Consider the following 22,700-nt stretch of genomic DNA (forward strand, 5'->3'; position numbering starts at 1 on the left):
TTTCAGTATATGGTGAAAGTATGGATTTCAGTTTCACCGAGGAGGATGAAGCGTTTCGGGATGAGCTTCGCGGGTGGCTCGGCAGTCAACTGCCACCCTTTCTCGAGCAGTGGAACCGCGACGATGGCGTCTCAGTCACGAGCGACTTCAATCGGAGCCAGGAGCGGCGCCGCGATTGGCAGCGCAGGCTCAACGAGGGCCGGTGGGCCGCCATCAACTGGCCACGCGCGTGGAACGGGCGTGAAGCGACGCCCGTGCAGAACGCCATCTATGCCGAAGAGATGGCTCGCGTCCGGGCGCCCGGCCTCTACAACCCCAATGGGATCTGGCAGATCGGTCCGATGATCCTGCAGTGGGGAACCGAAGAGCAGCAGCAACTTTGGCTGCCGTCGATCCTCACCGCCGGCGATCACTGGTGTCAGGGATTCAGTGAGCCCGACGCCGGCTCGGACTTGGCCAACATCGCTACAACCGCGATCGCCAACGGCGATGGCTACGTCATCAACGGTCAGAAGACCTGGATCTCTTCGGCCCACCTGGCCACCTGGGGGCTCTTCCTGCTACGGACCGATCCGACCGCCATCAAGCGGGGAGCCAAGCACGAGGGGATCACCGCGTTCATCCTCAATCTGAAAACCCCGGGCATCCACTGCTCCGCCATCCGCGACATGACCAACGACACGATGCTCAACGACGTGTACTTCACCGACGTGCGTATCCCGCAGTCCTACCGACTTGGCGAAGAGGGCCAAGGCTGGTCGGTGGCGATGAGCACATTGGGCCACGAACGAGTCGGTACGGCAGGACTTTCCGTGACCATGGCGGGTGACCTCAAGGCTCTCATCAGCCTTGCCCGCAGTCACAACCCCGACGCGTTGAGTGACCCGGCGCTGCGTCACCGGATCGGTCGGCTGCACGCCGAGATCGAGCTCACCCGGCTGTTGAACTACCGGGCACTCACCAAAATCGTGAAGGGCCAACCTAACTGGCCCGAGGTGCCGCTGGCCAAACTGCAGTGGTCGAGCATCTCGCAGTCCCTGGCCGAACTGGCGATCGACGTGCTCGGCCCCGCAGGCTTGTTGGGCCCGAATGCGTCAGGCGCGATCGACAACGGCAGCTGGGTCCGCAATTACGCGTGGCAGCGCTATACGTCGATCGGCGCAGGGGCGACCGAGATCCAGAAGAACATCATCGCCAAGAAGGCGATGAAACTTGCCGCGAGCCGGTGACGGATCCTGGCGGGGGCGCCCTGCCGCTCGATTCCGTTCGTGTCGTTGATTTGTCGTCGTCGCTTGCCGGTGCGTATTGCACGAAGTTGCTCACCGATCTGGGTGCTGACACCGTGGCGTTCCGCGGCGCCCTCGGCGGTGGCCCCGTCGCAGGATCGAGTGAGCTGAACGACTACCTTCGAACGTCGCAGAGCATTGCGCTGGTCGATGATGAAGCGAAGTTGGATGATCTGATTGTGGGCGCGCACATCGTCGTCGACGACGCGCTCGCCGGCCGAATTCTCCCGCGCAACTGTCCCGTCACCGTTGTGATCTCGCCGCTCGGTGGAGGCGGGCCAGACTCTGCGCTCGATCTTCCCGAGGAAGTGTTGCAGGCCCGCTCGGGATCGATGGCCGGCCACGGGCACAAGTGGAAACCGCCATTGCGCGTTGGTGGTCGGCTCGGTGAGTGGACCTGCGGTGCGTATGCCGCCCTGGGCGCCGTGACGGCCTGGTACCGGCGCGGACCCGGCGCATCGGAGATCGTCGACGTCTCAGTGCTGGAATCCATGCAACTCACCCTGCTCTCGGCCCCGACCTTATCGGCGACCTTTCCGGGCGGAGCCAAGCGCGCTCGCCGATTCGTCATGGTGCCATCGATCCATCGATGCGCCGACGGCGAATTCATCGGGTTGAGCACCTTCTCGCCGCAGCAGTGGTTTGCGCTACTCGACGTGATTGGTCGGCCGGACCTCAAAGCCGATCAGGCCCTGAGTATTCCGATCGTTCGGATCAAGCGTCGCACCGAAGTCCTTGCCGTTGTGGATCACTACCTTGCCGGGCAGACCGTTGACGAGGCGGTGGCCGCATTCGAGACCGCCAGGGTGCCGGTGGCACACGTCGGCCCGGCATCAAGCTTGCTGCAGCTTGAGCACGCCCGGGCGCGTTCGATCTTCACGTTGCAACCCGGCAGCACCTATCTCCGTCCGCGGAGTCCATTTCGCTTCAGTAGCAGCGCCGATCGGCCCATGGTGGCCCCCAGGAACTTCGACGGCTGGTCCGGGTCAGCGACGGTTGCGCTGCCTGACGGCTCGCCACCGACACCGGCACGACCACTCGCGGGATTGCGCGTCGTTGACTTCACCCAATTCTGGGCTGGTCCGTATGCCACATCCTGGCTGGTCGCGATGGGCGCGACCGTCATCAAGATCGAAAGCGCGAAACGCCCAGACTCCATGCGCTATTCGTCGTTCGTCCCTCACGATGATCCCGAGTTCGCCGAGAAAAGCGCCATGTTCCATATGAACAACCTCGGCAAACGAAGCGTCTGTCTTGATCTCGCCGACCCGGCAGACCTGGGACAGGTCAAAGCCCTTATCTCCGACGCCGACATCGTTGCCGAGAACTTCACTCCGCGAGTCATGGAGCGCTTCGGCCTCGGTTGGGACGGCGTCCAGTCGCTCAATCCGCGCGCGATCTACCTGAGGATGCCCGCGTTCGGGCTCGACGGACCGTTGCGGGACCGGCCTGGCTTCGCCACGACGATGGAGCAGTTAACCGGCCTGGCCTGGGTGACGGGATACTCCAATGAAGAACCCATCGCACCCGGTGGAATCATCGACCCCCTTTCGGGTGTGCACGCCGCCATCGCCGTCATCGCAGCGCTCGACCGTCGGCGTACTACCGGCACCGGGACTCTGATCGAAGTCTCGATGATCGAGGTGACCTCGGCCATCACCGCAGATCAGATAATCGACCACCAGGTGAGCGGCAAAGTCCAAGCGCGGCAAGGAGAGCGTGGAACCTACCAATGCACCGGCGACGATAGCTGGATAACGGTTGACGCCGACAACGATCCCCTTCCTCCGCGAGACCGGGCCACGTGGTGCGCGCTACGAGAAGCAGAAGTGGCCCTGGCCGGATTGCGCGAAATCGGGCTGGCCGCGGCGATCGTCGCACCGCCATGGGCACCGCTCGATGACCCCCAACTGGTCGCCAGGGAATTCTTCACCAGCATCAGCCAACGCATCGTCGGCGAGCACCGTTATCCGGGATTCCCGATGCGAATGAGCAGAGGCCAGCTGCCGTGGTGGTCCGCACCGGCACCCACGCTGGGCGAGCACACCGACGAGGTTCTGGCAACGCTGGACGAATCGCACCCTGGGGGCAAGTAGCGGTTCGGTCGGGCCGGTGGTCTATATACCGAATGGCGGTTGGAGTATTCCTGCACGCTTACCAGCGAGCCGGCGCCGGCGTATCAATCGACAGCGGGCGGGCGTAGGACAGGTCTGAACGATCCCGCGTACCAACGAGGTAGCCCTTCTCGATGAAGAACGACGATTGCAGAACCCGGGCGTCGGCGATAAACATGCCTTCGACGGTGGAACGTCGAACATCGATGCGCCACTGTCCTTCCCGTCGCTCCAAGCGATCGATGTAGCGGCCGGTGATGAATTGGGCCGTTTTTCCATCGGTACCGATCAAAACGACGATGGCATAGCTCTCAGCGTGCGCGGTGTCGCCATCGATTTCGCACGAGTGGGTGGTGATGTTGTGAGTGTGCACGCGCGACGTTTCGGCATGCGTCGCGTTGGCCCACTCCGCGTACTGCGGGCCGGCATTGACCGCGTGACCGTGTTCGTCTACGCCGTCAGCATGGTAGGCCGAGGTGATCAAGTCGATGTCGTGCCGGTCGCAGCCGCGCGCGTGTCGCGAGATGCAGTCGAGGATCTCAGTGCGGTCCATGAGATAACGCACGTCTCGTCGGAGGGTTTCGGTTTCGGCATTGGTGTCAGTCATGCCACTCCTCGTGTGTGGGATGTCAGCGCATGTTGTCGCGTTGAGAGTCGCAAAGTCGACGCCCAGCGACACTGTACGATCGTACAGCATGGGTCGAGTGTCAGAATACGACTAACCGACGGAGCGAGGAGACATGGCGACATCGTCGCGGCGCGTTGGCGCCGAAACGTCCAAGACTCGAGATGTGCTGCTCGATTGCGTCGAGAACCTCATGCTGCAGGAAGGGTATGCGAGCGTCACGTATCGGGTGCTAGCAGCGAAGGCGGGCGTGACACCCAGCTTGGTTCAGTACTACTTCCCCACCCTGGACGACATTTTCATCGCCGCCATCCGCCGATACTCCGAGCGCGGCCTTGCGCACCTCACTGACCTTATGGAGCGCCGGACCGAAGATCCTCTCCGGGCGGTGTGGGAGTACAGCTGGGACGAGGCGACCGGCGCGATGATCACCGAGTTCATGGCCCTGGGCAATCACCGAAAATCGATCCGCGCCGAGATCGCCGCGGTGACCGAGAACGTTCGCAAACTTCAACTGGACGCACTCGTCGCGAAGTTCGGCAAGAACGCGAAACCGATCGGCGACTTGTCCCTGCCAGCTCTGCAGCTCTTGATGTCGGGACTACCGAAGTTCCTCAACCTCGAAGAGGGCATTGGTGTGAAGTCGGCACATGCCGAAGTGACCGAAGCTTTTGAGCGATACATCGATTCGGTTGAGCCACCGGCAGCCTCGAACCGGAAGCGCAAATCCCCCGGCCGCAAACCCACGACGGGTCGCTAAGCGCTCATTGCCCTGCGTACATCCCGCGGTATCCGTACGCAGGATGGCGCTCACTTATGTTGGGGCCGCCGCCAAATAGCTTCTCCCGGAGTGTGCCGGGCAGGTATTCGGTTTGCATCAATCCCCTCGCCTGCAGAACGGGCACGACGTGTTCGAAAAACTCCTCATAGCTTTGCGGCATCAACGCATTCATGATCTGCACCCCGTCGACCCCGGCCGCCTGGTACTCGAGCAACCGGTCCGCGATGGTTTCGGGTGAACCAACGACCATCTGCGGAAGGGACAGTGACGTCAGGAAGTCCTTGACGGTCGGTTTCGCTCCGGCCGGCCAGGCATTGATCATCGACAGGAAGGCACCACGGATTCCGGGGATCTCGTCGATGATGTCCTCAAGTGGTGTCGCCGGATCGTAGCGCCCCAGATCCATGCCACTCAGACTGGAGAAGTACGCCGTCTGCGCCTCTTGACTGCGAAACTCCTCCAGTTCGCCCCATTTACGGTAGGCCTCTTCATCGGTCGATCCGGTGACGAACATCATGCCTTGCAGGAACAGGATGTCGCCGTCGCTCCTGCCCCGTTGCCGGGCCAATCCTTGAACTGTATCGATCTGTTGGGCAATGGTTTCCAACGACATGGCCGACAGGAACATGAGTTCGGCATGGCAGCTGGCGAATTCGAGGCCTGCGGGGGAACCTCCGGCTTGGGCCAGGACGGGTGTTCGTTGAGGGGACGGTTCCATCAGGTTGAAGCCCTCGACGCTGTACCGCTTGCCCTGGTGGTTGATGTCATGCACCTTCGCCGGATCGGCGTAGCGATCTGCTGCCGCGTCGTTGACGATGGCATCGACGTCCCAAGACCCTTCCCAGAGCTTGTAGGCGACGTCGACGTACTCATCGGCCCAGGCATAACGTTCTTCGTGAGAGAGATTGCCGGGCAGCCCGAGGTTGCGGAAGGCGCGCTCGTTCGCCGAGGTGACGATGTTCCACCCGATGCGGCCGTTGCTCAAGTGATCGAGCGTGGAAGCGGCGCGGGCGAAGACAAACGGGTGATGTTGAATCACCGAGCTGGTGTAGAGGAACCCGATGTCGGTCGTTTGGTGCGCCATGGCTGGGATGACCATGGTGCAGTCAGCGATCGGGACGTTCATCGCCATCTCGAAGATCACGTCGCGCGATCCGTTGTATTCGCCGTGCACGCCGATCACGTCGGTGAAAAAGAAGGCGTCGATCTTGGCATGCTCAGCCTTTATCGCCAGGTCCACCCACAGGCCAAAGTTCTTGAATTCGCGGTTGCGCGCGTCGGGATGACGCCAAATGCCGTGAAAGTTATGTCCGATGGAATCCATCACGAGCAGCGTGAAGATCATGCGTTTCGACATCGCAACCTTGTCTCGGAGCCTGTAGCCAGCCAAGCCGTACCAAACACTCGCTGTACGATCGTACAGTATCGGCATTCGTGGACGGCAGAGTTCAGTTTTTCTCTGCCGGAGCGCAGTTCACGAATTCGTCCATCCGAGACGACTATCAGCCGCGCGGCAATCCAAGTAATCGCTGAGCGATGATGTTGCGCTGAATCTCAGAAGTACCTCCGGCGATGGTCGCCCCGAAGCTACGGAGGTAACGGGTAAACCAACTACTCGTGTACGCCTCCAGGTGGTACGGCGAGAATGAGCTGGTCTGACCCGGGTCGCACAGCCCATCGCTGCCGGCGGTTGCCAGCGCAGCATCTGCTGCCGCTTGAATTGCCTCGGAACCAAGCAGCTTCAGAACTGACATGGCCGATGGATCGGAAGCACCACGTGCGGCGCGACTCATTTCGGCGGACCCCATCATGCGTAGCGCCCACGTGTCCATAACCAAGGTGGCGTACGCATCCCGATCGAGCGCACTGCGGGGACTCCAGTCGATGAGGAACTCCTGCAATCGATCGGCGTAGCTGAGCCACAACAAGGTGCGTTCATGCCCGAGAGACGAATTAGCAACCGCCCAACCCTCATTCAGGTTGCCCACCAGATTCGCGACCGGCACGCGCGCATCGGTGATGAACACCTCGTTGAAGTCGACGTCGTCAAGTCCGCATGCGGAGGCGAACGGGCGTCGCGTCACACCCGGGGTGTCCGTGGGAATCAGAAGGACGCTGATCCCTTTGTGCTTGGGCGCCGAAGCGTCGGTGCGCACCAACGTGAACAACACATCGGCGTCATGGGCACCCGAGGTCCACACCTTTTGCCCATTCACCACGAAATCGTCGCCGTCGCGAACCGCTCGCGTACTCAGCGACGCGAGATCCGATCCAGCACCTGGCTCGCTCATGCCCAGCGCGGCAACGATCTCAGCGCGCAGAATGGGTATCGCCCAGCGCTGGTGTTGTTCTCGGGTGCCGTGTTGGATCAGTGAAGCGGCGATAATCCCGACACCCTGCGGGTTGAATGTCTGATAGATGCGCCGACGGGACAGCTCTTGGAAGTAGACGTATTGCTCCACGATTGTCGCGTTGCGGCCGCCGAAGCCGGGCGGATACCCCGGGTGCAGCCATCCGTTGTCAAACAGCACGCGCTGCCACTGACGGGCCCACGGGGGAACGTCAGCACTGGAATGCGGACGTTGGGCAGCCGCTTCGCGTTCACCGGGCAGGTGTTCGGTCAGAAATTCCACGAACTCGGCTCGAAACGCCTCGACATCCGCATCGAAGTCCAGCTGCACCGCTCCTCCTAGATAGTCGCCACCGACCGCCCTAGCGCATCATGTGTGGGTACTGGCTGTGCGGATGTACATCGAACATGTCCCGGTAGGACGGCGGCTGACGGCCGTCCTCGTCGCCGATGCCGTACAGGGCGGCCAACTCCGCACCGATCAGCGTTCGGCCGCTCACCCCCATCAAATCCGGATCGTTGTACAGCGCCCAGACGACATGGCCGGTCAGCTCGGGTGTTTCCGCGCTGTCGAGGATGTGACCGAACTTCTCCGGATTGCTGGCGATAATCTTGCGGACCCGGTCGGTGAGCAGCGACCCCATCCAGATCGACACCGTGGCGATGCCGAACTCGCGGAAGTCGACGGCCATGTCGGCGGCCATCTTGTCGGTGCCTGCTTTCGGTACGCCGTAAGCGGGTCCGAAGGCGTAGTGCACCGCACCCGAAGAGGACGAAAACGCGACCAACCCCTTACCCTGGGGGACCATCAGCGGTGCCGCGTACACCGTGGCGACGTAGCTGCTGCGCAAACCTACGCCGAGGGTGTCGATCACGTTGATGGGTTCTTCCCAGAACTTGGTGCGCCCCATCATTTCATCGCGAATGACGGCGGCGTTGTTGACCAGAATGTCGACTCGGCCGTGGTCGCGGCGCACCTGGTCAAAGAGCGCCTCGACTTGGGCATCGTCGCCGTGGTCGACGGCGACGGGAATGCCGGTGCCGCCGGCGTCGGTCACTCGAGCGGCGGTCTCGTCGATGGTGCCCTTGCGACCTGATGCTCCTGCGTCCCGGGTGCGGCCGGTGACGTAGACGGTGCAGCCGTGGCTGCCCAAGGCGTGGGCGATTCCCGCACCGGCACCGCGACTTGCGCCGGTGACCACCGCGACGAGGCTGCTGTCAGACATCGATTTTCGCCGTTTCTCTCAGTTCGGTGATGGGGCGAGCCAACCCCTGTTCTTCGCAGATGAGTTGAAGACGGTGGACAGTTTCGGCGACACCGGGTCCGATCCGCTCGCCAGGTGTGAAGGTCGCGGGTAGGTGGCGCATCCCCTGGATCACGCCGATGCTGTCGTAGTGCACGGTCCCGTCGGCTGTGCACCGGTAGTCCGGTATCCGGTCGAAGACCGCGGTGAGCATGGCCTTGAACACTGTGCGCGCCACGTTGGACCCGATGCATCGGTGCACTCCGAGTCCGAAACTGAAGTGGCGATTGCCTTTCCGATCAAGGATCACCTCATCGGGTTGACCGAACACCGCGGGGTCGCGGTTCGCCATCGCCCAGGACAGCCAGAGCCGCTGCCCCTCGCGCAGTGTTGTGCCATTGAGGTCCGTGTCCGCTGAAATCGTGCGCGCATCGCCGGGCGCTGGGGTGAAGTAGCGCAGGAACTCTTCGGTGGCGGGGTTGAGGAGGGCCGCTCTTTCGTGGCTCAATCTGGTGCGCTCATCGGGATGGTTGGACAACCACTCCAGCGCGTGCGCGGTCAATGCCGTGGTGGTGTCGAATCCCCCGCCGATCAGCAGGTTCAGCATGCCGAGTAGTTCGATGTCGGGTGGCGCCTCGCCGTCGATACGCAGCCTGGCCAAGGCGTCGATGATGCCGGGACGGGGGTTCTCGCGAATTTCGGCAAGGTTGGTGAACAGGTCGACACCCATCGCCATGTAGAGCTCCCGAACGCGTGCGGCGTCCGGTGAGTCGGGCGGGGTATAGACCGAAGCGTGCGCGGGCTCGTTGTAGAGAGTCCACTTCTCTAATCGGACACCGAGCATGGCCAGAGTCAGCACAGCCGGCACCACATTGGCGAGGTCATCGACGAAGTCGATCTCCCCCGATTCTATGTGGTCATCGAGACAAGCCCGGACGATCTCGTCGATGAACGGCTCCCAGCGCTTGACCGCCGCCGGCGATAGGTAGGGGTTCAGCGCAGTCCGGTAATACCGGTGCTCGGGATCGTCCATCTCCAGCATGCCGCCACGGAAGCCCTCCGCCTCGACCATCAGTGGAATGGAAATGCCCTTGTAGCCCCGACGCTCGTTGTGGACGTCGTGATCATTCGACACATGGGGACACCGGGCCAGCTCGAATACTTCCTGGCTTCCCGCGGCGACCCAATGTCCGTCGTAAGCATCCGTCCAGGCGATCGGGCACCGTTGATGCATCTCGTGGGTGATATCGAGGAATTCATCTCGGTAGTCGGCAGCGTGACGGTCAAAGTGATAGCGCGCTCCTCCCGCGGGATCTTCTGGCAATGCACTCACGTCATCGCTCCAGGGGGCGGCCGTGGGCCGCGCGCCCAGCTTCCACACGATCGATCATCACGGCGACGGCTCGCTCGAAACCGACAGCTTCGGCCAGGCCGGGCGAATCTGGTGGTGCATCCTTCTCAATGTGCACATTCTCTCCTGAAAGTCATTGCAAAAAACCGCTTTACCCGAGCAGGATCAAACGACGGCTCCACCGTTGACGCCGATCACCTGCCCGTTGACGTAGCCCGCACCTTCTGAGCACAGGAAGGAGCACACCGCTGCCACTTCTTCGCCTACGCCGAGTCGGCCAGCCGGAATTGCTTGGGTGAGAACCTCGGTGGCAGGCAGCTTGCCCTCCTTCTGTTGCTGCCTGAGCATGGGTGAATCGATGACGAATGGCGGCACGGTATTGGCGGTGATCCCTTTGCGCGCGTAGTCCAGCGCCACCGTCTTGGTCATGGCGATGACGCCACCCTTCGTCGCCGAGTAATGCCCCTGTGCCGGAGCGCCTTGTTGTCCGGCGGCCGATGAGATGGTCACGATGCGACCCCACTTGCCAGTCACCATGTCCGACAACGCAGCTCGGATGCAAAGGAACGTTCCGGTGAGGTTCACCGCCAAGTAACGGTTCCATTCGTCGAGAGTGATCTTGTCGAACCGCGTGAAGCCGGCGATCGCCGCGCTCGTCACGAGTATCTCGATCGGTCCGAGCGCGCCACGTACGGTCGCGAACGCAGCCTCGACAGCGTCCTCGTCCGAGATGTCGACACCGATCGCAAGGGCGTTGCCGCCCGCCGCCTGGATGGCCGCAACGACCTTCTCCGCAGCTTCGGTGTTCACGTCCATCACCGCCACGCGATGGCCGTCGGCGGCAAGATGCGCGCTGATCGCTTGGCCCAATCCGGATCCGCCGCCGGTCACTACTGCTGTTCGGCTCATGTGGTCACACACCCGCCGGTCCGGGCGCCCCATGCATGTACAACGTCTGCCCTGAGCAGAAGCTTGATGCGTCCGACGCGAAAAACAGAACGCCATAACCGATTTCGTCAGGCTCACCAAGGCGGCCCAGCCCATTGGTCATGGCGATGGCTTCCGGGTCGAGCCCATACCTCGCGGCGTCGTCGGTCAGCGTCGCGGCACGCACAGCGCCCACGGCGATGGCGTTGACGCGGATTCCCTTCTTGGCCCACGCGGCCGCCATCGACCCCGTCAGGTTATTCACCGCGGCCTTGGCTGCGGCGTAAGGCGCCGCTTGCGGCATAGCGAGAAGACTTGCACCCGAGGAGATGTTGACGATCACGCCTTTGCCTTCGGCCATCATCGGCTTGGCCGCCGCTTTCGACAGGTGCCAGACAGCCTTGAAGTTGAGCGCCAACACGTTCTCGAAATCGTCGTCCGGCCATTTAAGGATTGATTTGGTTTCGGCGCCCCCAGCGCAGTTGATGAGGATATCGAGCCGCCCGAACTCCGCCAGGGTCGTCTCGACAAGGCCTCTACACGCGTCTGCTGTCGTCACATCCGTGGACACCGCCAACGCGCGCCGGCCCATCGCCGTCACTTCCTTGGCGGTCGACTCAAGCGGATCGGGTCGACGACCGGCCAACACGACGTCGGCGCCGTGCTCGGCCAAGACCAGCGCAGCACCACGCCCGATCCCCGTACCTCCACCAGTGATGACGGCGACGCGGCCATCGAGTGAAAACCGACTGCTCATTGGGCTCCCTCACGTCGCGCAGTTGCGTTGTACGATCGTATAGCAATGACATACAGTCGTACAGCACACGTGCCACGTGCCACGTGCATGGGAAGAACCGCTGCGGAGGAGCAGATGTTGAGCGACTTGTATTACGACCCGTGGGACTTCGACATCGACCTGGACCCCTACCCCACCTATCGACGTCTGCGCGACGAATGCCCGGTCTATTACAACGAGCGGCATGACTTCTGGGGGGTCAGCCGGCACGCCGACGTAGATGCGGCGCTCAAGGACACCGCTCGGCTCAGCTCAGCCAAGGGCGACATCCTCGAGGTCGTGATGACCGATCCTGTGATGCCGCCCGGCATCTTCATCAACGAGGATCCCCCGCTGCACACGATTCACCGTGCGATCGTGTCCCGAGCATTCACACCCAAGAAGATGCGGGCGATCGAGGACAAGATCCGCGCCTTCTGCGTGGCATGCCTTGATCCGCTCGTCGGCGGCAATCACTTCGACTTCGTGGAAGACCTCGGCGCTGAACTCCCCATGCGCACGATCGGCATGCTTGCCGGAATTCCGGACGCCGAACAGCCCGCGGTACGTGCCCACGCCAACCAAGTGTTGCGCAATGAACCCGGCAAGCCGATGGCGATCAAGAAGGACCGTTACTTCACCGGCGAAATGTTCGGAGAATACGTCGAATGGCGAGAGAAGCACCCTTCCGACGACTTGATCACCGAACTCCTCAACGTCGAATTCGACGACGAAAACGGGATCGCGCGCAAGCTCACCAAGCAGGAGCTGATCGTGTTCCTCGCCGTCGTCGCCGGGGCGGGCGTCGAGACCACGGGTCGACTGTTCGGCTGGATGGGCAAGGTGCTGGCCGAACATCCAGACCAGCGCAAGGAATTAGCCGAGGACCACACGCTGATTCCGACGGCGATCGAGGAACTGCTGCGCTACGAACCGCCCGGTCCGCACGTGGCGCGCTATGTCACCACCGACGACGTGACCTTCCAGGGTCAGGTCATTCCATCGGGCAAGCCCCTGCTACTCATGCTCGCCTCCGCCAATCGCGACGAACGGCACTTCGAAGAACCGGATAGGTTCAACATCCACCGAAAGCCTGGTGGTCATTTGACATTCGGGCGCGGAGCGCACTTCTGCGTGGGCTCTCCCCTGGCTCGACTGGAGGGTCGCGTGGCACTCGAAGAGGTCCTCAAACGATGGCCCGAATGGGAGATCAACATGGCAGACGCGCGTCGGTCGCGGACCTCAACCGTGCGCGGCTGGGACAGCATGCCTGCGGTCATCGCCTGACATGAGCTCGCCCACCAACAAGGTCGCCGTCATCACCGGCGCCGCCCGCGGCCAGGGGCGCAGCCATGCAGTCGCGTTGGCTTCCCTGGGTATGGACATCATCGCCATCGACCGCTGCGCGGGCATCGCGTCCATTCCGTACCCGCTGGCGACGCCAGAAGACTTCGAAGAGACGGCGACGTTGGTGCGCGCCGCCGGGGGCCGGATCAAGACAGTCACCGCCGATGTCCGGGATTCACCCGCGTTACAGGCGGGAATCGATTCAGGCATAGCAGATTTCGGTGATGTCGACGTCCTGATTGCCAATGCCGGTGTCGTGGGCATCGGCTTGAAAGATCCGCTCGACGCAGCGGTATTCGACGATATCGTCGGCACCAACCTGCGCGGGGTGTGGCACACCATCGCCAGCACCGCACCATCGATGATCCGCAATGGCGGCGGTTCCATGGTGCTGATCAGCTCAATGCAGGGCCTGGTCGGGCGGGGCGGCGATGGCAGCGCGGCCACCTTCGCCTACGCTGCGTCCAAGCACGGTGTCGTCGGACTGATGAGATCGGCCGCCAACGCCTATGCCCAGCACAACATTCGCGTCAACTCGGTCCACCCCACCGGCGTCGCCACCCCGATGATCTTCAACGAGCACATGGCACGGGTCTTCAAAGCCGATCTCAATGGCAGCTCGATGACGGGCAACCTGCTTCCCGTTCCGTTCGTCGAGCCGGTCGATGTCACCAACGCAGTGCTGTACCTCATCAGCGAGACGGCGCGCTACGTCACGGGTATGACGTTGCCCGTCGACGCCGGCTTCGGGGTGATGTAACGGCCTCAGCGGCCGTTGAGGATGAAGTCGGCTGCGCGCCAAGTCATCGCCATTATCGGCCCGTTGAGATTACCGGCCACCATGGCGGGCATCACCGAACAGTCGACGACCCGCAGGCCGTCCACCCCTCGCACCCTGAGTTGGTTGTCGACGATGTCATCGTCGCCGGGACCCATCGCGCAGCTGCCGGCAGCGTGGTAGCCGCAGTAGCCTCCGTCGAAGGCGGCGGCGATGAGCTCGTCATCAGTGCGGACACGCGCGCCCGGATACGTTTCGTGGCTGATGCGTTGCGCGATAGGAGATTGCTCGAAGATCGTCCGCATGGTGCGCAGCAGGTTGGCTGCCGTTTCCCGGTCGTAATCGGTGTCCAAGTAGTTCGGGTTGATCCGCAATGGCGCATCCGGGTCGTTGGACGTGATCTCCAGTGATCCCTCCGACGTAGGGCGCAGCACCATCCCGAGGCAGGAAAGACCGGCCTGACGGTGGATTTCGACCGGTTCGCCAGTGTTGTACGGCGGAATGGTCCACGGGCCCATCATCAGTTGCCCGTCGGGACGGTCGGCATCCGGTTGAGATTTCACGAAGGCGACGATGTCGAACGAAGGTGCGGCAAGTGGCCCTTTGCGAGTTGCCAGGTACCGGATGCCGGTCATCGCCTGTGCCAGGCTGCTTGACAGTTGCCTGTTGTACCCGAGGTCTTCGTTGAGCTGAAGCCTCAGGGTGGCACAACGGTGTTCGCGGAGTTTACGGCCGACATTGTCCCGTTCGAGGTACACGTCGACGCCAGCCGCGGTCAGGGCGTCACGGGGCCCAATCCCGGAGAGCTGCAACAGCTTAGGCGTGTTCAAACTTCCCATGCTGAGAATGACCTCGCGGTTGGCACGCAACACGGCGATCCTGCCCCGATGCGAGACCTCGACGCCGACAGCCCTGCCGTTTTCGAAAACCACCCGCTGCACTTCTGCGTGGGTGCGGACGGTCAGGTTGGGCCGACGCACGACGGGCTTCAGGAACGCGGTAGCGGCGCTGACCCGTCGTCCGTTCTTGATCGTTGAGGTCGCGTACCCTATTCGTTCGCCGTCCGACTCGTTGAGGTCTTGCACCCGGGACAAGCCGACCGCTGCACCGGCTTCGACCATCTCCTCGCACAGCGGGTCGGGATCTCGCGGCACCGAGACGTGGACGGGCCCACCGGCGCCGCGGGTAGGCGAAGCGCCGAACTCGTTGTCCTCAAATTTGCGGAAGATGGGAAGCATCTCGTCCCAGCCCCAGCCCTTGTTGCCGAGGCGTTCCAGACTGTCCCAGTCGGCTCGGCCTCCGCGGTTGTAGATCATCCCGTTGATGGAGCTCGAACCCCCGAGGACCTTGCCTCGCATCCACCTCTCCGAGTGGGGATTCCGACCGAAGGGTGTGGTCTCGTAGTGCCACATGTGCTTCTCGCTCTCGAAAAGCTTGCCCGAGCCCTTCGGCACGACGAACAGTGGATTGCTATCACCCCCACCAGCTTCCAGCAGGAGGACCTTGACCATGGCGTCCGCTGACAGCCGGTTGGCCAGGACACAACCTGCAGAGCCCGCACCGGCAATGATGTAGTCGTAAGTCGTCATACGTTCTTGCCGTTCAGCGGATCTGACCGAGGCCGCCAGCGACCACCAGGGATTCGCCGGTGATGTAGCTGGCCTCTCCACTGAGCATGAACACGGTCGCATAGGCGATGTCCCACGCCGTTGCCTGCCGCCCTAACGGGAATTGGATCTGTGAGCGGGACTTCACGTTTGCGCTTCCGTATCGTCCGAGAGGAGTGTCGACGGGACCGGGAATCACATGGTTGGCGCGGATCCCGCGCGGAGCACCCTCCAGCGCCACGTGACGGCACACACCGAATAGCGCCGCCTTTGACGCGTCGTAAGCGGGGAAACGGGTGCCCGCGCGCAAGCCGGCCGCCGACCCGATGAACACCATCGAGCCGCCGTCAGCCAGCACAGGCATGGCCGCCCGGGCAACCAGAAAATGGGACCGGACGTTCAGAGCGAACAGGTCATCCCAGAGTTCGGGCGTCGTCTCGGCAAGTCCCTGCCCGGAACCGAACCCGACATTGGCGACGACACCGTCGAGTCCGCCGAGTCCTTCACCAGCTTCCCCGACGAGGCGTTCACACGCGGCAGCATCCCGAACGTCGGCGACGACGGACACTACCTTCGTGCCTTCTTGCTTGCAGAGTCCTGCAGTGCGCTGAGCGGCTTCTGCGTCGACGTCGACGCAGGCGACGTCGGCACCCTCCCGCGCACACAGGACAGCGATGGCACGGCCGTTCCCCATCGGTGCGTCAGCGTCATCCGATGCTCGGGTCCCCGCACCGACGACAACGATGCGCCGGCCAATCAACCTGCCGCGTCCGGCTGCGGTACCCAATGATTCGGGAGTGAGCGTCATGGCGAGCACGGTACTCCTGTGCTGTACGACTGTACAACCATCGAGTTCGGGACGTACATTCGGCGGATGACGCAACCGGCCCGCTTGAAACCCTTGCACGTCGACGAGTGGGACGGCGAAGCGCTGGACGCACTGCGGCAGGCTTTTCCCGCGGGTGTCATCGATCAGATGCGAGTGTCGGGCCAGGCCCCGAATGTCCTGGCGACCATGCTCCATCACCCAGGGCTCGCAGGACCGTTCACCATCTTCGGAAACGTACTGCTGAGGAAGCCGGCGATTGGACACCGCAACCGAGAATTGATGCTGCTACGTGTCGCATGGCGGACCGGCGCGCGCTACGAATGGGTGCACCACGTACGGCTCGCATCTGAATACGAGATCACCGACGATGACATCCGCGCGATCGTCGATGGCACGTCCTCCAAAACCTGGACGGCACGCGAACAAGACCTCGTCACCGCAACCGACGAGATGCTCGACGCCTATCGAATATCGGACGATACCTGGCGACGGCTTGCACAGCACTTCAATGAGAAGCAGCTAGTTGAGATCCCCTTCGTCGTTGGCACCTACACATGTCTCGCGATGGCATTCAACAGCTGGAATCTGCAACTCGAGGAAAACGTTGATCTGCAGTCGATTCCGCTTCCGAGGGTCTGAACAGACGATAACTACGCAAGCTTCCAGCCGCGTCTCGCTGGGCCGTTTCCAGCGCCGTCCTTATCGCCAAACCCGCTGATGGCATCCTTCGGATCACTCCGCCTCGACTACCGCGACAGGATTGTCGCCGAGGCTGTGCCAGGCGCGCCGTAGACCTGGGCGATGCCCACCCGCGGATTGTTCGGGACCTGGCGCTCACCGGCCTGACCGCGCAGTTGTCGGACCAATTCATGAACCTGGCGCAACCCCGAAGCGCCGATCGGCTCACCGTTGGCGATCAGACCACCGTCGGTGTTGACCGGCAGTGAGCCACCGATCTCCGTGGCGCCGTCGGCAAGTAATTTCTCCTGCTCGCCGTCCGCGCACAGACCGGTCTCGGCCATATGGATGACCTCGGCCCCGGCGTCGGTGTCCTGTAATTGAGCGATGTCCACATCTTCCGGCCCGATACCGGCGGCCTCGTACGCCGCCCTGGCCGCATAGACCGTCGGCGAGCGGTCCTCGTCGACGGCCGCCGACGTGGCATGTACCTCGTAGGCGCCGTACCGACGGGTGCGAATCTCGCTGGCACGGACGAACACCGGGGTGTCGGTGAACTTGTGCGCGATGTCCGCGCGACACATGATGACGGCCGCCGCCCCCTCGTCGGGCGCGCAGAACATGTACTTGGTCAGCGGGTAGTTGAGGACCGGTGAGTTGAGGATCTCCTCTTCGGAGAGCGTCTGACGCCGGAAGGCATTCGGATTCAGCATCCCGTTGCGGAGGTTCTTGGCGGCCACCTTGGCGAGCGTGGCCTGCGAGATGTTGTGGTCGTGGAGGTATCTGTTCGCTTTCATGCCAAAGAATTTCGTGGTGACGAACTGCCCGTTCTCGCCATACCAGCGCGGCAGGCCGAGAGTGGCCGGCTCGTCGGTGAACGCCCCGCGGGGATGCTTGTCCATGCCGAGGGCGATACCGATGTCGTATTTACCCAGCCGGATCGTGTCGGCGGTCTGTTGAATCGCGCTCGCCGAGGTGGCGCAGGCGTTGAACACGTTGGTGAAGGTGATGCCGGTCAGCCCGACCAGGCGGGTCACCGCGTCGGGGTTGGAGATCTCGTGGCTGCCACCGAAGCCGAACTGGATGTCTTTCCACTGCACGCCTGCGTCGTCGAGTGCAAGCTGAATGGCTTCGGCGCCCATCTGCATGGCGGACTTGTCGAAGCGGCCGAAGGGATGCAGACCGACCCCGATGATCGCGACCGCGGTGTCAATGCCCGTCATGGTTGTGCCTCCGTTACTACCGGTCGAAATGCAAAAGTGATGATCTCGTCGCCGTTTTCGTTCGTCGCCAACGGCACCATCGTCAGCTCGACCGCCATCCCGAAGGCCAGCCTCGCAGGATCGCTTTCGGTCAGTCGGCCTTCGACACGCACGACATCGCCGAGTTGCACCAGACCGACGCCGAAGGGAGTGAAGTCGGCACCGGTCGGCCCGGCGTAGGGCGGGCCGGGCGGAAATCCCTGGGTCGTCCACGCCACGACCGTGCCGCGGCGCGGCAGTAGAACGTCAGACATGTTGCCGGCGCTGCATTGTGGGCAGCGAGCCTGGGACGGAAAGGTCACCGCCTGACACTCGCCACAGCTGCTCCCGATGAGCTGCGGATCTTTATCAGGCCACGTCGAGATCTCCGGGGCGAGCGCTATTGCCATCTGGCGTCCTTTTGGGCTGGGCCGGAAGTCCGGCCGTGTCGTGAGTGTCGCGGCGGTACAGAGGGTCATGCCTACTGCTGCGGGGGCGCGCTGCCCGGTGCAAGGGCAGGCAGCTTGCCTGCGCTCACGACGGTCTGCAGTTCGGTGTATTCGGCCAGGCCTTCCTCACCGAACTCGCGACCGATCCCAGACTGTTTGAAACCCCCGAAGGGACTGGCGATGTCGAGCATGTACATGTTGATGCCGTAGGTGCCGGTCCGGATCCGCCCGGACAGTTCCAACCCGTGGGCAACGTCTTTGGTCCAGACCGATCCGGCCAGTCCGTAATCGCTGTCGTTCGCGATGCGTACGGCGTCGTCTTCGTCACGGTATTTGATCACCGTCAGCACCGGGCCGAAGATCTCTTCACGCGCGATGGTCATATCGTTGGTGGCGTCGACGAACAGGCTCGGACGGACAAACCAGCCGCGCTCACGCGGTGAATCATCGCCGCCGACAACCAACTTTGCGCCGTCGTCTATGCCGGCGCGGATGTAGGACTGCACCCGGTGCTGTTGCCGCTGCGAGACGAGTGGGCCGATGTCGGTGGCGGGATCGGCCGGGTCGCCGATGACCAGCGATGACATCATGTCGCCGAGCGCGTCGACGAGTTCGTCGTGTCGGCGTTCGCTGACCAGGATTCGCGTCTGGGCCACGCACGCTTGGCCGTTGTTCATCAGGCTGGCCATCTTGAGGCCGGCCACGGTCTTGTCGATTCGGGCGTCGTCGAGCACGATCGCCGCCGATTTGCCGCCCAATTCAAGGCTGTACCGCTTGAGTTCCTCACCGCACACCGATGCGATGTGCCGGCCGGTCGCCGAGCTGCCGGTGAAGGCGATCTTGTCGACGCCGGGATGGCGCACCAGCTCGTCGCCGGCCTCCCGCCCACCGGGAATGACGGACACCACCCCACTGGGCAGACCCAGTCGTTCGACCATCTCGGCGACCCAGAGGCTGTCCAGCGGTGTCTCCGGCGCCGGCTTGATGATCACCGGGCAGCCCGCTATCAACGCCGGAATCAGCTTGGGCATCAGCAGATTTTGCGGAACATTCCACGGGATGATGATGCCGACGACACCGACTGGGACGCGGCGAACATGGACCTCACCCAACGTGCCTTGGCGCCGTTCGTTCCACGGGAAGCTGCGGGCAGTCTGCGCCGCCAGGCGCATCATCGTCGCCGCGCCGGCAGCCTGCCCCAGCCTGCTGAAGCTCGCCGGCGAGCCCATCTGCGCGGTGATCAGGTCGGCCATCTCATCGACGTGCTCGGCGTAGATCGCCGCCAGGCGTTCGACGACGTCGATTCGTTCAGCCACCGCCAGCCGTGGCCATGGACCGTTGTCGAAGGCATCGCGCGCGGCCAGAACGGCGCGGTCGACATCGGCGCTCGAACTTGCGGGCACATGCGCGATGGGTTGTTCGGTGAACGGCGAGATCACCTCGATCCGCTCATCGCTTGACGGCTCCTGCCATGAGCCACCGATGAAGATCCGTTCGTAAGAAGGAACTTTCACGAGCTCACCGCCTCGGTGCTCGAGTACGACCGCTCGGCCCAGTTCCGGAACTCGGTGATGGCGCGCTCCCCACGGGCCAGCGCCGGCTTGTCTCGATAGATCTTGGCCTCCCAGATCGGAATATCCTGCTCGATCTGCTTACAGAAGTCGCGGGCGAAGCCCATTCCGAGGCGGGTCTTTTCGCCCGTCTGTGGATCGAGTGATACGAAGAATGTGTAGCGGGCGTCAACGAGTTCCCCATCGATTGGGGTGACGGTGAGCACCGTGCAGGACTGACCGAGGCCCCGGTGGCGCACCACATCAATGCCCATCCCGAACAACTCGGAATCCACCGCTCCGTTGACTGGCCCTCGGGGCGTCTCGAAGTTGACCTCCGCCACCGCGCGGAAATTCGCACCCTCGTGTTCGACATCGAGATTGCCGAATGCCGAGACCCGTGCACGGTCGCGAAATGCGCGATGTCGACGGTGTTCTCGAAGACTTCCTGGGGGTGTGACCGAAAAATCCAGCGCGCGTCCTCCGGAGCGTAGAACTCGAACGCGGCGTCGTCAGCTTCGGGGATCTTGGGCAGTTCCCATTCGGGTTCGCCACCGTCTTCGCTGTGCCAGACGAAGATCATCCCGGCGCGCTCGACCGTCGGCCACGCGGTCAGCTTGGCGATTCGGTTGGGGCCCTTCGCATATGGAATCTCGACGTTGGACCCATCGCCTGTGAACCGCCAGCCGTGGAAGGGACAGACCACGCAGTCCTCGCGGACCTGGCCGCCGACCGCGATATCGGCGCCGAGGTGGGGACAGTATGCGTTGAGGACGTGCACAGTGCCCGATTCGCCGCGGTAGCAGATAAGTTGCTGCCCGAAGTAGTGCAGCGAGACGATCGCACCGGCGGCGACGTCGCGGCCATAGGCCACTTGGAACCACCCTTTGGGGTAGTTCGAAAAGGGGAACCGCTGCGGCTCCGGCATCGCACCACCCTTTCAGAACACCGGCCAGATGTCTATCATACTATCATAGTAAAGAAAGACACTTGAGGGCTAAGATGTAACGCGGAAGGGGATCGCTTTGACCGGCAAGCCAGTGGTCGACATCGACTTCCGATTGGCCACTGACACAGCGCGATTGGCTCGCCTCGGTGCGCCCGCCGCGACCAATGCTGTTAATTTAGTAAGATTGCCAGATCCCCATCCAAAGCGACGTGGCCCGCGGCGACCACCGAGCTCCCATAACGCCGCTGGTGGTCAGGCATGAAGAACGTCTCTGCAGGGCGTGAGACAAGGCGCCGGTTGACGTCACCGCGTATTGCGGAGACGGTGGCCGATGAGTTGCGCCGTCAGATCGTGGATGGCGAGCTCGCCGACGGGGACCTGCTTCCACCACAAGCCGTGCTGGTCGAGCACTTCAATGTCAGCCTGGTCTCACTGCGTGAAGCACTGCGCATCCTGGAGACCGAGGGCCTGGTCTCAGTGCGCCGCGGCAATCAGGGCGGTGCGGTGGTGCACGCGCCAACCAAGAACAGCGCGGCCTACATGCTGGGGCTGGTGCTCCAGAGCAATCAGGTGCAGCTTCGCGACCTGGGCGATGCGTTGCGCGACCTCGAGCCTTCGTGCGCCGCGCTGGCTGCCCAGCGCGCCGACCGGGCCCGAACCATCGTGCCCGAATTGCGCCGGATCAACACCGAGATGGCCGAGCACATCGACGACGGACCGTTGTTCACCGATCTGGGCCGACAGTTCCACGACGCCGTTGTGCGCGGCTGCGGCAACGCCACCGTCACCGCGGTGGTCGGTAGCCTTGAGGCGTTGTGGAGCAGCCATGAACAGCGTTGGGCCGAAAAGGCCTCGGCCTCTGGCGAATATCCGTCGCCGGCGCAGCGCAAAGCAGCGCTCAAGGCCCACACCGCATTGACGGAGGCCATCGAATCCGGCGATGCCGAGCGGGCCCGGCGGGTCGCCACCCGCCACCTGGCCGACGCACAGACGTTCGTGTTGTCCGATGACGCCAGTACCCGGGTCATCACCGCCTCGCCGCCACAGGCGTTGGCGCGCTGGCGTTCGTAGTAATCGACAGGAAGGCTGGCGCGTGCGCAATGCGATTGTCACCGGTGGCAGTGGCGGTATCGGCAAGGTAGTCGGCCGCCGCCTGGTCGAATGCGGGTACGACGTGCTGCTGACCGCGCGCCGGGAGGGGCCGCTGCAGGCGGCCGCAGACGAGATCGGCGCCCGGTGGGCGGTGGGAGACGCCTCGGATCCCTTCAGCTTCGCGATGGCGCTGCGTGACTGCGAGCGGGTCGATCTGGTTGTGCACGCTGCCGGGGTGCTGGGTGGCACCTACGCGCGCAAGCAGACGTTCGAGCAGTGGCGCACCATCATCTCGGCCAACCTCGACTCCTGCTTCGTCGTGACCCAGGCGGCCCTGCCGCTGATGCAACCGGGTTCCCGGTTCATCTTTCTGTCGTCGTCCGCCGCCCACGAGCCGATGCCCGGGCGGACCGCGTATTCAGCATCGAAAGCCGGAATGAACGCGTTCGCCCGTGCGCTGGCCCTCGAGGTCGATCGCGACGGCATCGTGGTCAACATCGTCACGCCCGGCCCGGTGGAAACCGAGATGCTGGAAGATGTTCCGTTCGAGATGTACGCGATCACCGCAACCGATGTCGCGGACGCCGTGGCGTGGCTGGACACCGTGGCACCCTCGGTCGACCTGCCCGAGATCCGGCTCAACGCCATCACCCGCGGGCCCTCCGCGCGCCCCCCGGTGGTGCCGCCGGAGGCTCATCGCCGCGCGGTCAGTAACTAACCACTCGCC

General features: G+C 63.2%; 22 protein-coding genes and 1 pseudogene. 9 read left to right on the forward strand and 14 right to left on the reverse strand.

Annotated elements, in window-relative coordinates; translation table 11 throughout:
* Nucleotides 1-20 precede the first annotated feature (20 nt).
* Nucleotides 21-1,229, forward strand: a complete 1,209-nt coding sequence (locus SLQ31_RS25145; protein WP_319436853.1) for an acyl-CoA dehydrogenase family protein — start codon at nt 21-23, stop codon at nt 1,227-1,229.
* On the forward strand, nt 1,226-3,382 hold the full coding sequence (locus tag SLQ31_RS25150) for a CaiB/BaiF CoA-transferase family protein (protein WP_319436854.1): 2,157 nt from the start codon (nt 1,226-1,228) through the stop codon (nt 3,380-3,382). The genes SLQ31_RS25145 and SLQ31_RS25150 overlap by 4 nt, the downstream gene beginning before the upstream one ends.
* 58 nt (nt 3,383-3,440) lie before the next feature.
* On the opposite strand, the gene SLQ31_RS25155 is transcribed toward SLQ31_RS25150, so the two are convergent.
* Nucleotides 3,441-4,007: a nuclear transport factor 2 family protein gene (locus tag SLQ31_RS25155; RefSeq protein WP_319436855.1), complete on the reverse strand. Its 567-nt coding sequence runs from the start codon at nt 4,005-4,007 to the stop codon at nt 3,441-3,443.
* Between the two features lie 133 nt (nt 4,008-4,140).
* Here SLQ31_RS25155 and SLQ31_RS25160 point away from each other — a divergent pair, with 133 nt between their 5' ends.
* Nucleotides 4,141-4,785, forward strand: coding sequence for a TetR/AcrR family transcriptional regulator (locus tag SLQ31_RS25160; protein WP_319436856.1), 645 nt, complete (start codon nt 4,141-4,143; stop codon nt 4,783-4,785).
* Between the two features lie 4 nt (nt 4,786-4,789).
* Here the strand turns inward: SLQ31_RS25160 and SLQ31_RS25165 are convergent, their stop codons facing one another.
* From SLQ31_RS25165 to SLQ31_RS25180, 4 genes are all read right to left on the reverse strand, one after another.
* The gene (locus SLQ31_RS25165; RefSeq protein WP_319436857.1) at nt 4,790-6,163 is read right to left on the reverse strand and encodes an LLM class flavin-dependent oxidoreductase; all 1,374 of its coding nucleotides are present in this window, start codon (nt 6,161-6,163) and stop codon (nt 4,790-4,792) included.
* Nucleotides 6,164-6,308: 145 nt separating this feature from the next.
* Nucleotides 6,309-7,487, reverse strand: a complete 1,179-nt coding sequence (locus SLQ31_RS25170) for an acyl-CoA dehydrogenase family protein (RefSeq protein WP_319436858.1) — start codon at nt 7,485-7,487, stop codon at nt 6,309-6,311.
* Nucleotides 7,488-7,518: 31 nt separating this feature from the next.
* On the reverse strand, nt 7,519-8,382 hold the full coding sequence (locus SLQ31_RS25175; protein ID WP_319436859.1) for an SDR family NAD(P)-dependent oxidoreductase: 864 nt from the start codon (nt 8,380-8,382) through the stop codon (nt 7,519-7,521).
* Nucleotides 8,375-9,733, reverse strand: coding sequence for a cytochrome P450 (locus tag SLQ31_RS25180; RefSeq protein ID WP_413642962.1), 1,359 nt, complete (start codon nt 9,731-9,733; stop codon nt 8,375-8,377). The genes SLQ31_RS25175 and SLQ31_RS25180 overlap by 8 nt, the downstream gene beginning before the upstream one ends.
* Before the next feature lie 22 nt (nt 9,734-9,755).
* Between SLQ31_RS25180 and SLQ31_RS25185 the strand changes: the two genes are divergently transcribed.
* Entirely contained in the window at nt 9,756-9,881 is a 126-nt protein-coding gene (locus SLQ31_RS25185; protein ID WP_319436860.1) for a hypothetical protein, read from the forward strand.
* Between the two features lie 35 nt (nt 9,882-9,916).
* Here the strand turns inward: SLQ31_RS25185 and SLQ31_RS25190 are convergent, their stop codons facing one another.
* Nucleotides 9,917-10,660 carry an SDR family NAD(P)-dependent oxidoreductase gene (locus SLQ31_RS25190; protein ID WP_319436861.1) on the reverse strand — a complete coding sequence of 248 codons (744 nt, stop codon included), beginning with the start codon at nt 10,658-10,660 and terminating at the stop codon, nt 9,917-9,919.
* Nucleotides 10,661-10,664: 4 nt separating this feature from the next.
* The gene (locus SLQ31_RS25195; protein ID WP_319436862.1) at nt 10,665-11,435 is read right to left on the reverse strand and encodes an SDR family oxidoreductase; all 771 of its coding nucleotides are present in this window, start codon (nt 11,433-11,435) and stop codon (nt 10,665-10,667) included.
* A 117-nt stretch (nt 11,436-11,552) separates the two neighbouring features.
* Between SLQ31_RS25195 and SLQ31_RS25200 the strand changes: the two genes are divergently transcribed.
* Both SLQ31_RS25200 and SLQ31_RS25205 read left to right on the forward strand, forming a co-directional pair.
* A complete protein-coding gene (locus tag SLQ31_RS25200; RefSeq protein WP_319436863.1) occupies nt 11,553-12,740 on the forward strand; it encodes a cytochrome P450 in 1,188 nt (395 codons plus the stop codon).
* 1 nt (nt 12,741) lies between these two features.
* Nucleotides 12,742-13,560, forward strand: a complete 819-nt coding sequence (locus tag SLQ31_RS25205; RefSeq protein ID WP_319436864.1) for a mycofactocin-coupled SDR family oxidoreductase — start codon at nt 12,742-12,744, stop codon at nt 13,558-13,560.
* A gap of 5 nt (nt 13,561-13,565) precedes the next feature.
* Here the strand turns inward: SLQ31_RS25205 and SLQ31_RS25210 are convergent, their stop codons facing one another.
* Nucleotides 13,566-15,167: a GMC family oxidoreductase gene (locus tag SLQ31_RS25210; protein ID WP_319436865.1), complete on the reverse strand. Its 1,602-nt coding sequence runs from the start codon at nt 15,165-15,167 to the stop codon at nt 13,566-13,568.
* 13 nt (nt 15,168-15,180) lie between these two features.
* Nucleotides 15,181-15,993 carry an SDR family oxidoreductase gene (locus tag SLQ31_RS25215; protein ID WP_319436866.1) on the reverse strand — a complete coding sequence of 271 codons (813 nt, stop codon included), beginning with the start codon at nt 15,991-15,993 and terminating at the stop codon, nt 15,181-15,183.
* A gap of 66 nt (nt 15,994-16,059) precedes the next feature.
* On the opposite strand from SLQ31_RS25215, the gene SLQ31_RS25220 reads away from it, so the two are divergent.
* Nucleotides 16,060-16,653, forward strand: a complete 594-nt coding sequence (locus tag SLQ31_RS25220; RefSeq protein ID WP_319436867.1) for a carboxymuconolactone decarboxylase family protein — start codon at nt 16,060-16,062, stop codon at nt 16,651-16,653.
* 107 nt (nt 16,654-16,760) lie between these two features.
* Here SLQ31_RS25220 and SLQ31_RS25225 read toward each other — a convergent pair whose 3' ends face one another.
* The 5 genes and pseudogenes from SLQ31_RS25225 to SLQ31_RS25245 form a co-directional block, all read right to left on the reverse strand.
* Entirely contained in the window at nt 16,761-17,906 is a 1,146-nt protein-coding gene (locus tag SLQ31_RS25225) for a thiolase family protein (protein ID WP_319436956.1), read from the reverse strand.
* Between the two features lie 5 nt (nt 17,907-17,911).
* Nucleotides 17,912-18,343, reverse strand: coding sequence for a Zn-ribbon domain-containing OB-fold protein (locus SLQ31_RS25230; protein WP_319436868.1), 432 nt, complete (start codon nt 18,341-18,343; stop codon nt 17,912-17,914).
* Nucleotides 18,344-18,414: 71 nt separating this feature from the next.
* Nucleotides 18,415-19,896, reverse strand: coding sequence for an aldehyde dehydrogenase (locus SLQ31_RS25235; protein ID WP_319436869.1), 1,482 nt, complete (start codon nt 19,894-19,896; stop codon nt 18,415-18,417).
* On the reverse strand, nt 19,893-20,276 hold the full coding sequence (locus SLQ31_RS25240) for a hypothetical protein (protein WP_319436870.1): 384 nt from the start codon (nt 20,274-20,276) through the stop codon (nt 19,893-19,895). Before SLQ31_RS25240 ends, SLQ31_RS25235 begins: the two co-directional genes overlap by 4 nt.
* Before the next feature lie 23 nt (nt 20,277-20,299).
* Nucleotides 20,300-20,860: pseudogene (locus SLQ31_RS25245) on the reverse strand (Rieske 2Fe-2S domain-containing protein); the annotation flags it as partial.
* 279 nt (nt 20,861-21,139) lie between these two features.
* On the opposite strand from SLQ31_RS25245, the gene SLQ31_RS25250 reads away from it, so the two are divergent.
* Together SLQ31_RS25250 and SLQ31_RS25255 are read left to right on the forward strand one after the other, a co-directional pair.
* Entirely contained in the window at nt 21,140-21,952 is an 813-nt protein-coding gene (locus SLQ31_RS25250) for a FadR/GntR family transcriptional regulator (RefSeq protein ID WP_319436871.1), read from the forward strand.
* Nucleotides 21,953-21,974: 22 nt separating this feature from the next.
* Nucleotides 21,975-22,691: an SDR family oxidoreductase gene (locus tag SLQ31_RS25255; protein ID WP_319436872.1), complete on the forward strand. Its 717-nt coding sequence runs from the start codon at nt 21,975-21,977 to the stop codon at nt 22,689-22,691.
* Nucleotides 22,692-22,700 lie beyond the last annotated feature (9 nt).

The sequence above is a fragment of the Mycobacterium sp. RTGN5 genome, assembly GCF_033804465.1.
Taxonomy (GTDB): domain Bacteria; phylum Actinomycetota; class Actinomycetes; order Mycobacteriales; family Mycobacteriaceae; genus Mycobacterium.